This window comes from Paenibacillus sp. 2TAB19 (genome assembly GCF_052115185.1).
Lineage (GTDB): Bacteria > Bacillota > Bacilli > Paenibacillales > Paenibacillaceae > Pristimantibacillus.
On sequence record NZ_JBFRGE010000103.1, the window covers coordinates 1 to 16,856 of the forward strand.

Annotated in this window: 10 protein-coding genes and 1 pseudogene; 9 read left to right on the forward strand and 2 right to left on the reverse strand. The window is 50.1% G+C overall.

All coding sequences use genetic code 11. The features are described 5' to 3' along the window. Together AB4Z33_RS27685 and AB4Z33_RS27690 are read right to left on the reverse strand one after the other, a co-directional pair. Window positions 1-321 (reverse strand): NAD(P)-binding protein (locus tag AB4Z33_RS27685; protein WP_442052997.1); only part of this gene is annotated, 321 nt, incomplete at its 3' end. A gap of 62 nt (window positions 322-383) precedes the next feature. Beyond that, window positions 384-833: a MarR family winged helix-turn-helix transcriptional regulator gene (locus tag AB4Z33_RS27690; protein WP_442052998.1), complete on the reverse strand. Its 450-nt coding sequence runs from the start codon at window positions 831-833 to the stop codon at window positions 384-386. A gap of 154 nt (window positions 834-987) precedes the next feature. Here AB4Z33_RS27690 and AB4Z33_RS27695 point away from each other — a divergent pair. The 9 genes and pseudogenes from AB4Z33_RS27695 to AB4Z33_RS27735 all read left to right on the forward strand — a co-directional run. Continuing rightward, window positions 988-1,089: pseudogene (locus AB4Z33_RS27695) on the forward strand (BBE domain-containing protein); the annotation flags it as partial. Window positions 1,090-1,234: 145 nt separating this feature from the next. Further along, the gene (locus AB4Z33_RS27700) at window positions 1,235-1,567 is read left to right on the forward strand and encodes an ArsR/SmtB family transcription factor (protein WP_442052999.1); all 333 of its coding nucleotides are present in this window, start codon (window positions 1,235-1,237) and stop codon (window positions 1,565-1,567) included. Window positions 1,568-1,614: 47 nt separating this feature from the next. Then, complete coding sequence (locus AB4Z33_RS27705) at window positions 1,615-3,702, forward strand: heavy metal translocating P-type ATPase (RefSeq protein WP_442053006.1); 2,088 nt, start codon at window positions 1,615-1,617, stop codon at window positions 3,700-3,702. Between the two features lie 228 nt (window positions 3,703-3,930). Beyond that, window positions 3,931-8,745, forward strand: coding sequence for a sugar-binding protein (locus AB4Z33_RS27710; protein WP_442053000.1), 4,815 nt, complete (start codon window positions 3,931-3,933; stop codon window positions 8,743-8,745). A 246-nt stretch (window positions 8,746-8,991) separates the two neighbouring features. Beyond that, on the forward strand, window positions 8,992-10,791 hold the full coding sequence (locus AB4Z33_RS27715; protein WP_442053001.1) for a sensor histidine kinase: 1,800 nt from the start codon (window positions 8,992-8,994) through the stop codon (window positions 10,789-10,791). Further along, window positions 10,772-12,412 carry a response regulator gene (locus AB4Z33_RS27720; protein ID WP_442053002.1) on the forward strand — a complete coding sequence of 547 codons (1,641 nt, stop codon included), beginning with the start codon at window positions 10,772-10,774 and terminating at the stop codon, window positions 12,410-12,412. Before AB4Z33_RS27715 ends, AB4Z33_RS27720 begins: the two co-directional genes overlap by 20 nt. Before the next feature lie 17 nt (window positions 12,413-12,429). Further along, complete coding sequence (locus AB4Z33_RS27725) at window positions 12,430-13,284, forward strand: hypothetical protein (RefSeq protein WP_442053003.1); 855 nt, start codon at window positions 12,430-12,432, stop codon at window positions 13,282-13,284. Next, the gene (locus tag AB4Z33_RS27730; protein WP_442053004.1) at window positions 13,262-15,103 is read left to right on the forward strand and encodes an FAD-dependent oxidoreductase; all 1,842 of its coding nucleotides are present in this window, start codon (window positions 13,262-13,264) and stop codon (window positions 15,101-15,103) included. The genes AB4Z33_RS27725 and AB4Z33_RS27730 overlap by 23 nt, the downstream gene beginning before the upstream one ends. Window positions 15,104-15,204: 101 nt before the next feature. After that, a complete protein-coding gene (locus AB4Z33_RS27735; RefSeq protein WP_442053005.1) occupies window positions 15,205-16,626 on the forward strand; it encodes an extracellular solute-binding protein in 1,422 nt (473 codons plus the stop codon). The last annotated feature ends 230 nt before the right edge of the window (window positions 16,627-16,856 follow it).

Genomic DNA, 16,856 nt, shown 5'->3' on the forward strand with positions numbered 1-16,856 from the left:
TTGTGGATGAATAAAAGGTTGTAGTTGTTTCAGCTGAGATAGCGGTAGAAGATACCCATTAACCAGCTCTAGCCCCGTAGGCATGTGATTTTTTGCTGGAGATTGCCAACCTGACTCAAGAAGGAGCTCGTTTGCAGCTGTATCTATGTTAAACTCCCAAGGGGAGAACATTCTAACATGGTTCCAACTGAGTACAGAGGATGCGATATGAGTACCTTTTTCAAATAAAATAAATGGCATGTTTCTCTTTACGAGTTGTGCAGCAGCAGCTAATGCTACTGGTCCGCCACCGATAATAGCTGTTGGTAATTCTGCATTCATTTTTATTTACTCCTTGGATTTTACTTGCAAATTGCAAATATAAGATAAAATGTATACCTCCATTATTTTGGAGGCACACAACATGTTGCAGATTTTTGCATAGCTTCATTAAATAATTGAATGGAGCGAAGTACCGTTTCTCGTTCAAACTCACTCATTGTTGATAAGACGCCATTCAGTTGAGCATTTACGGTAAGGTTAATTGCATTTTCAACACTTAACCCTTCAGGCGTCAGGGATAGAATATTAATTCGTTGATCAGAATGATGGGGAGTTTTCTTTACTAATCCTTTATCGGTCAAGGTTTTAACTTGTCTGCTGAAAGTGGTAATGTCCATTCCTAGAGCGCCTGCAATTTCCTGCATGGAGGGATTATGCTGACGATTAATTTCATATAGGATATGGCTTTGTACAAGTGACACCTCTTGGCCGCAACAGGAATCGCAGCATTGTTCATTTAACAAACCAAAATTCCGGGACAAGATCTGAAACATATTCCTTACGTTTTCCATTTGTATGACCTCCTGAGCCAGTTATACCATTTATATTTGCAAAATGCAAATAAAAAGTTGTGATCGATTTTACAATTTCTGCGACTTTTTTATACAAATCAGCAGTAGCCCATACCTGTCTAATAAGCTGCTGCCGTACCTGCAAGGTTCTTGACCAGTTTATTATGGCAAGAACTATCCTAGGCTCCGTAGAGTAAAAGCTAAGTATGATCCGACAAATGTATTTAATAATCCTCAGAGTATTCCACCGGCATAATCGAGACTCTAATTAAGCGGAGAGTATAAAAGTGGAAAAGTCGCGTAATCTCGCGGCTTTTTTATTTGATTCAAATCATATTAACATTATCTAATATGATGGAGTATAATACATATTAGAATCGGATAATATGACGGGGGTAAATATGAAACAAGACCTGTTAAATACAAAAGTGAAGTTTATTCGCGGGTTTGGAGATAAGACGCGCATTCAAATTCTAGAATGTATACAGAATTCGGAGAAGACCGTATCTCAAATCATCGAGGAAGTCCAGGCAAGTCAATCGAGCGTTTCCCAGCATTTAGCTTGTCTCAAGGAATGTGGACTCATCACGAATAGGCAGCACGGAAAGTATATCTATTATAGCTTAAGCAGCGAGAAAATTAGACTTCTCCTAACCATGATCGATGATGTGTTTGCGGAAGTCCAAACAGAAGTAGCGTGTTGTGACCGACATTTCGAAAAGGTTGAGGAGTGATTGTCGTGTCAGATAAAGAACTTAAGTTCAAAAAAGAGCTAATAGTCATGCCGGTCAAAACTTACAATATCCAAGGCATGGATTGCAGTTCCTGTGCTCTTACTCTTGAAAATCATTTAAGACAGAATCCAAGTGTCAAAAACGTCTCTGTAAACTTTTCTACAGCAAAAATGCACATCGAGCACGAAAATAGTATTGAGGATATTATTAAGGAAGTTGGTAAAACAGGCTACAAGGCTACACTTTCATCAAAAAATAGAACCACACCCATAGAACAGCGACAAAATCATCAACCTGCAATGATTTTATCAGGGGTTCTACTTCTACTTGGGTTTATTAATGCTCAATTGAATAATGACTCGATGCTAACTACGATATTGTATGCTTGTTCTGTCGCCATTGGCGGCTACAAACCAGCTAGAAGTGCATTTTACGCTGTTAAAAGCCGATCGTTAGATATGAACGTTCTCATGACAATAGCTGCAATAGGCGCTGTACTAATTGGTGAGTGGTTGGAAGGGGCAACTGTTGTTTGGCTGTTTGCATTGGGGAATTCGCTGCAAACAAGTTCTATCGAACGAACGAGAAATTCAATTAGAAGCTTATTCGATTTGACGCCTCCAATCGTGTGGGTAAAACGCAATGATGAACTATTTCAAGTACCAGTCGATGAGATTCAGATAGGCGAAGTTATTACCGTGAGGCCTGGCGATAGGGTAGCTCTAGATGGAGAAGTGGTCTCCGGATTTTCAATGGTTAATCAAGCGCCTATAACCGGTGAATCAATCCCTGTCGAGAAACAAGCGGGGGATACTGTATATGCAGGTACAATTAACGAACATGGCACATTGGATGTTAAGGTAACAAAGCATGTTGAAGACACGGCCATCGCCAACATTATTCATCTAGTCGAAGAGGCGCAAGAGCAGAAAGCTCCTGCACAAGCTTTAGTTGATAAATTTGCAAAGGTATATACACCAATAGTTTTTGTTCTTGCCTTAGTGACGATTGTATTGCCACCGATTCTTGGGATGGGATCATGGTCAGAATGGTTTTATCGTGGTTTAGAATTGCTCGTTGTGGCATGCCCTTGCGCACTGGTCATTTCAACTCCCGTAGCGATCGTATCTGCTATTGGCAATGCCGCGAAAAATGGGGTGCTAATTAAGGGAGGGACGTCCCTTGAAACAGCCGGAGGATTAAGCTCCATCGCTTTTGATAAAACAGGAACACTGACAGAAGGTAAACCTAAAGTAACGAGCATCATTACGTATGGAATTGAAGAAAATGAATTGTTGTCTATCGCACGAACGTTAGAAGAGAATTCGTCCCATCCAATTGCACAAACCATCGTTCGGTATGCCAAAGACAAGGGAGTATCTATACAAATTGGTAGGGAATTCACCAATATTGTTGGCAAGGGAGTTAAGGGTCATATCTCCGGAATTGAGTATTTTGCCGGAAATTTAAAGTTGTTTAAAGATTTAGAGATCCCTATTACTCATATCGAAGAACAAGTTGAGCAGCTACAGAGCAGCGGTCATACATTTACCATCATCGGATCGGCGGTTACGATAATAGGTATTATTGCAGTGTCAGATTCAATTCGAGAGACAACGTTAACTGCTTTAAAAGGACTTCAAAATGCTGGTCTGAAAGAATTCGTGATGTTAACCGGAGATAATGAAGGGACCGCCAAAAAAATTGCCTTGCAAGCCAATATATCTCGATATTTCGCGGAGATGATGCCAGAAGATAAAGGGTCTGCTATAAAGAAACTTCAATCTGAAGGGCATATAGTGGCTATGGTAGGCGATGGAATAAACGATGCACCAGCACTAGCAACAGCAGATCTTGGTATTGCCATGGGAGGTGCCGGTACAGATACAGCAATGGAAACTGCAGATGTCGTACTCATGGCAGATCATTTGGAAAAGTTGCCACACACTATAAAACTAAGTAGAAAAGCAATGCGAATTATAAAGCAAAATATCTGGTTTTCGATTCTAATTAAAGCGATAGCCTTGACTTTAATTTTCCCAGGCTGGCTGACGTTATGGATCGCTGTACTGAGCGATACAGGAGCTGCTGTATTAGTTATTTTAAATAGCATGAGGCTTTTACGATTGAAATAGACCGACATAGTTGGTAAGGGCAAGCACAGTCTACCGAACTCCCCCGTGTTCGGCAATGATCACCCTGGCCTATGTAGCAGCAGACTGAGTAGACCTCGGCCTGCTGCTTTTTTCGACACGTTCAATTTTTAATAGCGCTTACATTAGGATATTCATAGGGAGCTTCGCTCTTTGTCATTATAATGAAGTTGCAATTAACTTAATGATGAGGTGAGGTGGGGGGTATTAATGAAGGGAAAGTCCGTATTATCATTGCTTCTTGCTTGGATGTTGATTGTCGCGCTCGTTCCGTCTTATGCAGGTGCAGATCCAGCGCAGGGTCCGGTTAGTATTGTTCTGGGAGAGACGAATACGGAGAACGGAATAACGGTTTGGAACGGAGATGGCCCGGGAGGGGTCGTCAAAGAGACGGTCCAAGGAAAATCTGGATGGAGAACCGACCCGGCGGGAGGCGGGAAATATATTTACCTCAATGTGTCTGATGCCTTTATCCATGGCGGAACGAACGCAGTCACGGTCACGTTCGAATATTACGATAGGGCCGAAAGCGCGGACAACGTTTTCGGATTCTCGTATGACTCCGTAACAAGCGCTTGGGATTATAACGTGCCCAAGACGTATCTGACGGGCAGCAACACCTGGAAGAGCGTCACCTATACATTAAAGGACGCGAACTTTGCGAACAGGGAAAATGGGGCCGACATCCGAATTGACACCTCCGTCCCCGTTCTGTTCGGAAGCATAACCGTGGGGAAAAGCGCGGCAACTTCCGTAGCGACGGGAATTCAGGCGGTTCCGGCAGCCGTTAGCCTGCCTATCGGAACAACCCGAACGATTGCCGCAGCCGTATTGGACCAGAACGGTTACCTGATGAACAAGCTGACCATCAGCTACGCCAGCAGCAACGCTGCCATCGCCAAGGTAGACAGTACGGGCAAGATCACGCTCTTGCAGCTGGGAAGCGCCGTCGTCACAGCGAAGTACGGCACCTTCACGACGAGCGTCCCCGTTACCGTAACGAAGATTAACGGACCTGTAAGCGTAATCATGGGGTCTGCCAGTCAGGAAAACGGATTGACGGCATTTGCCGGAGATACTAACGCCAAGACCATCCAAACTTACAATGGCACTACAGGTTGGCAGACGAATCCCTCGGCCAGTGCGCACTATATCTACATTAAAGTATCTGATAATTACATTTATGGCGGGAAAAACACGGTCAAGGTAACGGTAGATTACTACGACAGCGCAGTAACGGGAGAGAAGGGCTTCAAGCTTGCCTATGATTCCACGCTGACCCCGTACGCTTATACGGAGCTGACCTTGCTGACTGGCAGCAACACTTGGAAGCAGGTGGAATACATCGTCGAGGATGCTCAATTCAGCAACCGTCTGAATAATGGCGCCGACTTCCGGATCGAGACGAACACGCCGGTCTGCTTCTCCAAGGTAACCGCTGAATTGATCCCCACCGTGTCCATGCGCGGAGCTCAAGTCAAGGCGGGCAGCGTCTTCAAGGAGACGGAATCGTCAGCAATCAACTTGGTTTTTGACAATCAGTTCGATGCCGGCAGAGAGCTGCACGTGACGTACAGCCTTCTTGACTATTCGAATATCGCAGTGGATGAAGGCGAATTCGATATCAGCCTGAATCCGGAGCAGAAGGGACTCGTCATGCCGCTGAATTTTGGCATTCTGGATAAAGGGACATACACCGTATCCGTTGACGCCGTCAGCGCGGATGGAACGATTAACCTCCATGAAGACCTGCATATCGGAACGATTGCCGATCTGACGGGCCAACCCGTTCAATCGTTCTTGGGCATGAACACCCACTTCAGCAAAGCGTACGGAGGCTCGGACATACGGCTTCCTCTTGCTGCCCAGACGGGAGCCGTATCGATTCGAGACGGCTACAACCCGGGCAATCCGACGACTTATATCGATAACGCGACTGCTAACGGATTAAGCACGTTCATCGTGACGAGTACGGATCCCGTCGTCATAGAACAGACGGTGACGAGCCTGCTGGGCAAAGTAAACGCCTTTGAAATCGGCAATGAATTGAGTACCCAATTGACGCCCGCGCAGTATCTGGCTATTCTGCAGAACGCGTATACGATTATTAAAGGCGTGAATCCAAACATAAAGGTAGTCGGCGGCGTAACGCTGAACTACGACGAGCCTTGGTTGAAGCAGCTGGTCGATCTTGGCGCGACGGAATATATGGACGTGATGTCCTTCCATGTGTACCCTTCCTATAATCCTGAACAAGGGGAGACCCTCGCCGAATTCCAGGATTTGGACAATTACATCAAAGCTTATCAAACGAGTCACGGGCTCACGAAGGACATCGAATTATGGCTCACCGAGATCGGCTGGCCGACAATGGATCAGAAGTGGGGTGGGTTCACGGAGGTTGATTCGGCTTCGTACGGGGTTCAACTGTACGTGGCCAATCTAGCAAACGATAAGCTAATCGATAAAATATACTGGTATGATTTCCTGAATGACTGTACCGACAGTACCTTCTACGAATGCAGCCAAGGCGTACTGTACGTAGACAATTCGCCGAAGCCTTCGTTCGTAGGGTTCAATGCCGTGTCGGATCTGCTGGGCGGAGCCACCTTCGTTCAGGCTTATAGTCTTGCAGACAATGACGTAAGAGCTTATAAGTTCCACAGGGCTTCCGACAACCAAGATATCGTCGTGCTCTGGTCGAATACCGACAAGCAGATCGGCTTGCACACAGGAAGTGCCCAGGTCGAGCTGATAGATATGTTCGGCAATGCCCGTACCTTCGATACGATCGACGGGACGACGACATTCACGGCTACTCAAGAACCCATCTATCTCATCGGGAACCTCACCGCGGACCCCGTGCTGGATACACCGACTTATGAAGCGAACTCCTCCGTCATTGAGGCGGCTCCCGGGGAAGAGATCCAGATACAGGTTACTCGGGCAGGAGGGGCAGAATCGCTATCCGGCACTTATGAGCTAGCTCTTCCGAATGGCTGGCAGTTGGTATCGGGAGGCACCTTCAGTGCGGGATCGGCAACGGATACCTTAACCGTCAGAGCCCCGGCGAGCTCCTCCATCGGCGTCGCGCGAATCTATCCGATCGGTTCGGCGGGCGAGAGGTACGGCAGCCTGACGCTCGATGTCCTAATGAAGGAGGCAGTCGTCGTGCATGCCTCTCCTGTGGTTAATGATTCGGGGAACGGCTGGGATCTGGCGGTCACGATCGACAATCAGAATGCGCTCGGGACGATGAGCGGTGGCACCGTCACGGTGCTGGAACCAGCTGACATGGCTGGAACGTTCACCTTTGCGCCAATTGCGCCTCATTCAAGCACAACCCTTGCGATTCCGGCGCCGTCCTTAAGCAAGGATACTCCATTGTCTATCAAGATCAAGATAGACCGGGATGATGGGTTCACGCAGCTCATCGAACGGAATATCAGCGCTCTGACGGCTGTCAAGGCGCAGCACCCCATTGTGGTCGACGGCGTTATCAACGCTGCGGAGTGGAGCAATGCGGAATCAGTCGCGCTTGATCAGGCCTCTCAGGTCCGGCTCATGACCGACTGGGGAGGTACGGAGGATCTGAGCGCAGTCTCCTATACAAAGTGGGACTTGGAGCAGCTGTACTTGGCTGTTCAGGTGACGGATAATACCCATTACAACAATAATCCTCCGGGCGATGCTTGGAAGGGAGATTCCATCCAGTTCGCCATCGATCCGGGCCGCTCCATTGAGCCAGGCAAGCTGGGATGGAGCGAGAACATCGTCGCATTGAATTCAGATACGAATGCGGTCATGAAGAGAGGTGGCATCGGCGGCAATAATCTGCACAATTCATCGGTCGCGATTCATCGGGAAGGAACCCAAACCGTCTACGAGATGGCGATTAAATGGTCGGATGTGTTGCCGGCCGGAATGACGCCGTCTTCGGCTAACGCCATCGGGTTCTCTCTGCTAGTTAACGATAATGACGGAACGGGCAGACGCGGATGGATGGAGTATATGAGCGGGATCGGCTTCACCAAGAATCCGAACTTATTCGGGGACTTGATCTTAACGGATCGAACGAATTTTGGAGAGGACCTCTTGGAGCCAACTTCGATTGCGGTCGATCAGTCCTCGGTCAACTTGACAGTCGGAGGCACGGCTACTGTAACGGCTTCGGTCTACGACCAGAATAATGAGGTAATGAGCGACGTTCAGGCCGTTTGGTCAAGCAGCAATCCGGAGGTGGCCGATGTCGATTCGACGGGGAACATTACGGCGGTGTCCACCGGCACGACTGTATTGCAAGCTGCATATGGTGGCTTAACCGTGGACGTGGACGTGACGGTTCAAGCACTTACCTTGATCTCCGACTTGTTCAGCGGAAGCAATGGAAGCGCGATAGCGGGACGAACGCCGGACACTTCTAACCTTCCGGGAGGGACTTGGTCGCTCGCAAGCTTCCCTTCTAACGGCAATTTTTCCGCCTCTGTGAATAACGTGCAAGGCAATCCGGCGCCGCAGGCTCAGATTACCGCGGCCGGGAATGCCAGGGGCGCAATCGCCATTCCGCTCGGCAGCTCCGGTACCTATCTCAAGCCGGCGAGAATGCGCATCGAAGCCGATCTCTCGTTCCCGGTGAAAGCTACCGAGCATGTGGGACTCGGATTCTACGCCTCACTTCCCTCCCAGAGCAGCGGTGAGGTCGTCGAGACTTATTTTACCGGCTTAAGCATCGACAATCGGACGGGAGCCATCACGCTTAAGGTGAACGGGCAATCCGTCGGGTCCGAGATTGCGTATACCGGAACGTGGGATCCGGAGAGCGGCTTCCTCCATCTCGCCTATACGGTGGATACGTCAAACGGCGCGATCTCCGACGTAACGTTTACGGGCAGCACGAGCAATTACAGCTTCACGACGACCGGATTTACCGAGAATGCGACGGCTTATGCGGCCGCTTTGATCGGATCTACTTTCGCGAGGGATCACCGAGTTTATCTGGATAACTTCAAGGTCAGCGGAGTATAGAACCAAGCGTGACAACAGCGGTGCGAGGAGTGATCCACGCACCGCTGTTAAGCGTGCCTGTTAAGATATTCATAGAGAGGAAGTATAGATATTCCATTCTCACTCGCAGCGAAACTTTATACAATTACGATGAATCTATTGAAGATACGAGAAAGGAGGGCCCTTAAGAGAGCTGGTCAGGAAGGTCTCCCTTTACAGGAATAAACAGACTATAATGAATAATATAAAAACTATTATCTGGGGGCGATGGCTATACTCTCGTTAATCCAATCGATCAAGAAGCGGATTATGGATGTATTCGCCTATATTTCTCGTTCCCTTTTTCGCAAAATGCTGCTCGCCTTATTCGCCATCATCACGTTTACCGTATCGACGCTGGGTCTGTATACCTACGATCATACTTCCTCAGACATCAAGCAGCGCGAGATTAAGAACATGGAGTTGTTCAGCTCGCAATCGGCCTCCAACCTGGAGACGCAGATGGCGAACATTAAGAGTACCGCCTGGAACTACTTCTCGGACCCGAGATTCCAAAACTTCGTGGAGACATTAGGCTCCGATCCACTGGCCTATAGCGAATTCTCCGGCAACTTCAGCCAGTTCGTGACGGATCATTCCGCGGTCGAATTTATCGTGGTAACGCAGCTTGAAGGTAATCGCCTGATCAAAGGCAACATCAACAATACTGACGTGGTCGACTTCGATGACTTAAAGGATATCGCGGTTGCGAATAGCGGCAAAGGTGTCTGGATACCTTCGATCGCGTTCGATCGTCGTACGGGTCAGGAGGTGAGCACGCTCACGTTCGTACAGGCGGTCAAAAATATAAGCACGCTTTCCAAGTTCCCCATCATCGGCGTCCTGATGATCCAGCTGTCCTATGAGTATCTGAAGGAATGGCTCGAGGGACTCGGAGAGACGGAAGGCGTGAACTTTCTACTCGTGGATTCCAAGACGGAGACGGCCCAAATATCGGCAGATATCTCCTTGCTTGGCAAGCCTTTGGAACGCCATAAGGACTCGGAATTGCTATACGTCTCCCAGCCCTTGGCGAATACGTCATGGGTACTGGTCGGCATCGTCGATGTCCGCACCCTGCTCAAAGAAGTGAACGAATTGGCGCGGGATACAATCTATATCGGGATTGCCTGCTTATTGGGAGCTATGCTGATTGCCATTCTTCTTTCCTCACGAATTCTGACCCCTCTCAAGGAGCTTAAGAAAGGTATTCTAGCCGTCGAGAAGGGCGATTACGATATTATTCTGCCTATACGCACCAAAGATGAGACCGGATACATCATTCATCGGTTTAACCATATGGCTGAGGAGATCAAGGCGCTTATCCTGAAAGTGTACGAGACCGATCTGGTCCGCAAAGAAGCGGAAATCAAGGCGCTGCAATCCCAGATCAATCCTCATTTTCTATACAACACATTGGGCATTATCGATAGCCTCGCAACCTTGCACGATGACGATCGCATCAGCCTGATCAGCCGATCGCTGGCGAAGATGTTCCGATACAACATTAGCGCCAACCGAACGTCGACGATGCAGCTCGAGCTGCGTCAGATCGAATTGTACCTCTACATTCAGCAGCAGCGTTACGGGAACCGGTTTAAATATGCAATCGAAATGGAGGAGTCATTGTACGGCATTCCTATTCCGAAGCTGTTAATGCAGCCTCTGGTCGAGAACTGCTTCGTGCATGTCTTCGATAAAATGTCCGCGCATAGTGAATTGCGAATTCGCGGCTGGAGCAGCTCCGATCAAGAAATCTATCTCTCTATATGGAATAATGGGCCTCCCATCGAGGCGGCAAGATTGGCGGAGTTGAACATGCTGCTGAGTCAGGATTTACAACAGCGACGCGAAGCGAATCCTCCAGCTTCCATAGGGCTGATGAACGTGCAGAACCGAATCAAGCTTCTTTATGGCCATTCGTATGGGCTTACGATAACCAGTGAGCGGGAGCAAGGAACGGAAGTCGTCATTCTACTAAGAAAGCTGGGAGAGGAGGAGCAATCGGATGAAACTGCTCCTTATTGAAGATGAGCCTATCTTGCGTCAAGGCATTATCCGGATTATCGAGCGAATGGGGCTGCCGATCGAGGAGATCGGCGAAGCCGAGAACGGACTCGAAGGCTTGCGCCGTCTTGCGGAGCTTCGGCCGGACATCGTCGTTACGGATATTCGGATGCCGGAGATGAACGGGCTTGATTTTATACGCGAGGCCAAGGAGCTAGACGAGAAGCTGCAATTTATACTGGTCAGCGGGTATGAGGAATTCGAGTTCGCCAAGAGAGGCATTCAATACGGAGTTGCCGACTATTTGCTGAAGCCGGTCGATCCCGAAGAGCTCCGGGGCTGCCTGATTCGAATCATGGCCAAGATCGAGCAGGATCGTCGTCATTCGTCTCTCGGCGATGAGCTTCAACTGCTTCAGCAAAGAAGCGAGGAGTCCTCGCGCCAACGACTGTTGACCAAGCTGATCCAGCAAGGCGGCGACAGCACCGCCTTCGAGCAGGACGAGAAGCTGGCTTCCATGAACGCCTTTTGCCGCGAGTTCGTAGTCGTCTTGTTCGAGGTCGCGATGCCCGCCTTGCCTTATCGCTCCTTCCTTAAAGGAGACGAAGCCCTGCTTCGATACGCGGTCTCCAACGTTATTTCCCAACTGCTTGATTCCAAGGAGCGAGAAGGGACGTTGTTCCTTCATTCGATCTATGACAAAGAGCTCGTCTATGTACTCGGAGACGGCAAGTCCATTGATCTGACCGTCTTAAAGCGGGAGCTTGAAGAGGCGATGACGGGGATTAGCGGCTATCTCAAGCTTGAGGCGACCATCGGCTTCGGCATGCAGGTGCGAAACATTCGCCAGATTCATCAGTCCTATCAGCAAGCGAAGCAAGCGCTGCGAGATCGAATCATCCATGGACGAAATAAGGTATACGGGATGACACCGGCAGCCGGAGGCAAAGGGAACGGGAGCTCGGTTCTTGCGGAAGAGGATGAGAGACTCGTGTTCCGCCTCTTGAACGATGGCAATGCGGCAGCTTTGACCAAGTGGCTAGGCTCTCGCCTGGAGACCCTCGTTCAATACGAGGAGTCCAGCTTTAATCAATTGGAAAGCTTCTGCATCGATTTTCACCTGCTCTATCGCAAATATCTTCTCCTTCAGACGAGTATCCCGGAGTGGATCATCGGAGAAATCGACGATATGCAAAGCTGGCTCCACGGGGTGGAGTACTGGACGGAGATCGGAGTCAAGCTTGCGGCAATGACGAATAATCTAATCGAACACTTAAACAGAATGAGGCATTCCACGAATCCCGACCTTATGGACGAGATCAAGCTATATATTGACTCCAGCCTGCATGAACCACTCAGTCTGCAGACGATCGCAGATCGCTTCTATATCCATCCGAACTATTTCTCCAGACGTTTTAAAGAGAGGTTTAAGAGCAACTTCGTCAGCTACATGACGGAGGAACGGATACGCAAAGCCGAACAATTGTTGAAAAAGACGGAGCTTCAGATCCAAGAGATTGCCGTCCTTGTCGGCTTCCCCGATGCGGCTTACTTCAGCAACGTATTCCGGAAGACGACAGGTATGACTCCGATTCAGTATCGTTTGAAAGCATCAGCTTCCTCGACGGAAGCCGGTGGATGATAGGAGGAGATTCTTAATTGAAGAGGGAATGGCAAGATCACTATAAGACGTTGATCTGCGGTGCGACTTTCAGCGGAATCGGGGCGGCGTTAGCGAAGCCGGAGACGACCTTGGTGGTCGAACGATCCGCAGCGGTCGGGCAAGAGTTTATCGAGAGCTTCAACCCCGGACGAAACGCAGGGCCGCTCTCGTTTTCCGAATTCGGACATTCGTTCGTCGAAGAGCTTCGGCAACGTAATTTGATAGGGGCGACCTTAGAGCCGGCCCACCTGCCGGGTCTTCACCCGGTCCTGTGTCGGAGGCTGCTGGATGCACGAGTCCAGGTTCTGTTGCTGACGGAGATTGTTCAGATCCGGAAGCTCTCTGCGGGCTTCGAAGTCGATGTATACAATGCTTCCGGCATCCGCACGTTAACGGTTGATCGTATCCTGGATACGACGACTAGCCGGCTATCACGGTTAGCGGATCGCTTCCGTCCTGCACGGCGCCGTGTTAACGCGTATATTCATGCCGATATCGCCGAACAGGTGTTGCCTGCGGTCGACGATCCAAGAGTAGAGCTTGTTCAAGGCCGTTTTGATGCGGAGCATATCGTCAAATGGACGCTTGAGGCGGACGACGATTGGCCCGCGGCAAGAAACGGTCTATTAAACTATTGGCAGAATCGCCCAAGCGAGCTTCTCCCTTGGACGATCGCGGCCATCGCCTCCGTATTCGAATGCGAAACGCCGAGAGGCTTGCAGATCCTTATGGACGACTGGTTCTGGCTGCCATCGGAAGGATACGGGCATCCGGTCGAAGCCATCGACCAAGGCTATTTACACCAAGCGAGATGGGAGGGTGAACCCGATGGAGAGCTCACGATGGTATAGAGACGGTACGGTCAACCTATCTCCCCTCGAGGGAGTTTATGCGGGCCGCTATGATGTCATCGTAGCAGGTCTGGGAACAGCAGGCGCGATTGCAGCAATTGCCGCCGCCAGACAAGGGCTGAAGGTACTTGCAGTCGAGCGACTGCATGGTATGGGCGGCATAGGAACAGCAGGGGCCGTATGGAGCTATTATTTTGGATCGAGGGGCGGCTTGTTCGAGAGCTTGGACGAGCAGGCGTTGACTCTTTCAGCTAGGTGCTTCACCCCTTCCCAAGGAGTGAACGGAGAAGCCAAGATGGTCGTGATGGAGAAAGAAGCGATCCGGCTTGGGGTCGACCTCCGGTATGAGAGCACGATCACGGGAGTCCTGAAGCAGGGCAACCGGGTATGCGGAATCGAATGGATTTCCGCGGTAGGCAGATTCGCTGCGGAAAGCGAAGTCGTGATCGACTGTACGGGGGACGCGCACGTGAGCGCGCTCGCGGGAGCTGGAATGTGCTGCGGTCGTCCGATGGACGGCCAGTCGCAGCCGTTCTCGAACGTATGGCTGCAGCTGGAGAACGGACAAGTGAGCTTCCGGCATACCGATTCGGGTTTTGTCGATCAAAGGGATGCGTTAGGTCTGTCGCAAGCGATTGTTGCGTCCGCGACCGTCTCTACGCACTTGAAGGCCGTTTATGAGGAACGGGACCGCTGGCTTCGCCTTGCGCCTCTGATCGGAATACGGGAAGGCAGGTTTATCGAGGGGGAAGAGCAGGTAACGCTCGAACGTTTCCTGAACGGCTGTCATACGACAGAGCCCTTGTTCTACGCTTATGCCAATGTGGACATCCACAGCAAGGACATCGCGTTCGAGAGCGAGACGTTGCAGAAATGGACGGTTGCCTGCAGCATGTGGGGACATAAATTATCCGTTCCGATTCCGCTCGGCGCTCTCATTCCAAGAGGGCTGGAGGGGCTATTGGTCGCGGGAAGATGTCTTGCGGTTGATCATGATATGGCCACGTGCGTGCGAATGAAACGCGATATGCAAAAAACGGGGGAGGCTGCCGCCTATGCAGCCTATCTCTCCATAACCAAGAAATTGCCGCTCCGGGAGGTTCCCTATCCGGAGCTTTCCGCGCTTCTTGCCGCAACGGGCTGTCTGCCGGCAGGAGAGCGCGGCTCGCGCTGGCTCGATCAACCGGAGACCATCAAGGAAGGCTTGTCCAGCGCGAATCCGGGGCTTTCGATATGGTCGGCCGTGAAAATGGGGGGGGCGATTCACGCAGCATTGAGATCCTGGATGACGCAGGATTGTGACTCCGACCTCAGTAAGCACAGCGCGTTCGCGCTTGCATTGCTTGGGGATGAGTCGTCCGCTCCGCTGCTGAGAAAGATCGCGTTCGATAAGGATCCGTTCGTTCCGCATACCCGACTCGTCCATAAGCGCAATCATGGACGGGGCTATTCGGCGATTTTCTTATTGGGATTGCTTGGAGACAATGAGGGGACTGAGGTGCTCTATTCTCTATTGGAAGAGCCGAGCGAAGCTTTCCCTGATCCCAATCAGTGCGAATCTTCGGAGACCCGTACCGAGGTGTACTTTCAATACGTCTCTTTTGCTGTGACGGCATTGGCGAGAATCGGGGATCGCCACTCCGATACGCGCAACGCTACGGCCGTAGCCTATCGTAAGCTGCTTCAAAGAAATGGCTTGCGACTTGACGTGACCCTGCCAGGAGCGTCCCACATTACGTATGGCATGATTCCTAAACTACGATTGGCCGCTGAGCAAACGCTCTTTCGCTGGGAGATGGCATGGCCGACCGAGAGGTGAAATTTTCATATTGATCTGGTTAAGTATTTCTATTTAGTAAGCGGTTGCAACCCTTTATGATGAAGGGGGAGAACAACCACACTTCACGGGAGGTTTAAGAAATGAAGAATGATAAGGGGATTAAACAAAAAGGGGTTGCGCTCTTAGCAATGTCGTTTGCCTTTGGTGTGCTGGCAGCATGCGGTTCCAATAATGGAAACGTTCCGTCTGCTGAGACGACTACGCAGCCGAGTAGCAGCGCTCCAGCGGAGAATACGACAGAACCTTCAAAAGAAGCGGTTCCTGTCGAGATTACGGTCTGGGATAAGCCGGCGCCGGATGCCTCGACTAAAGTAGTCACCGAAGAGCTGCAGGCTAAGTTCGACGCCGCTTATCCGCACATCAAGGTCATTCACCAGGACGAGACGCAGACGCCTGAGAAATTTTTGGCGGCGGTTGCCGGCGGTGAGCAGCCGGATGTGTTCCGGCCTTCCTTCCCCAAGATGCAGGAGTACGTTCAAGCAGGCATCGTGGCGGACATTACGGATTTGATCAACGGTTCACCTGACAAGGATCGCTTTATCGATGGTGCCTTCAACATGGCAACGCGGGACGGCAAAATCTATGGCGTACCTTTATCCATGTATTCGACGGGCGTGTACTACAACAAAAAGCTGTTCGAGAATGCCGGAATCACGAGTCTTCCAACCACTTGGGATGAATTCGCTGCAACGGCCAAAACCGTTCAAGAGAAAAATCCGGGTACTATCGGTTTCGATATACTCGGCATGGACTGGGGCGATTGGCACTTCGAGTACTACGTCTGGCAAGCAGGCGGAGACTTGACGGAGCTACAACCGGATGGAACAGTCAAGCTTACCTTCACTTCGGAAGCTACCGTTAAAGCGTTGCAGTATTATAAGGATTTGAAGTGGACACACAAAGTCGTCCAGAGCAACGTTCTTCAGTCTTACGAAGAGAATAACAAAGATTTCTACAGCGGCAAATCAGCAATGATTCTTGGTGCGTCCGACTCCTACAACACCTTCGTCGGCCAAGGTATGGATCCGGGCGAGATCGGCTTCATGCCTTACCCGGTTGGTCCCGCTAGTGTAGGACCGTCCCAGGTAGGCGGCAGCTTCTGGGCCATCAGTCCGTCGTCGTCCCCGGAGGAGCGCCAAGCGGCTTTCGAATACATCATGTTCATGTCTTCCAAAGAAAGCTTTGAGACCAGGCTGCAGTTCAATAAAGATAACGGTTTGGGCATCAACCCGTTCACTGTCGTCAAGGACGTGGATTTATCGAATTATGTCGAGGGAATGCCTGCTGATTTCTTAAGCGCCATTCGCAAGGCAGCCGAGACACAGCAGTTGGAATACTACTTGAAGTCGAGTCTGAGTCCTTACGTGGTAAAGCCGATCCAGAAGGTTCTGCTTGATAAAAATGCAGATCCGCTGGCTGAGCTGAAAGCTGCGGAACAATTAGCGCAGAAGGAAATCATAGACAAGTATAACGAGGACATTCTGAGCAAATCCAGCAAATAATAGCGAGTTATTGAGATGTCGGGGTTTCCTACACGGAGATCCCCACATCTATTCTTTTGAAGGCGGTGAAAAGATGAAGCTCGAAACCACTCCTCCCATAAATGCCCTCCAGACCAAAAGGAATCGCTTCCGCATTCGGTGGACGCCGGTCTTGTTTCTACTGCCATCCGTTATCGTCTTCATCGTGTTTAAATATTATCTGATCTTCTCGGCCGTTCAAATCAGTCTAT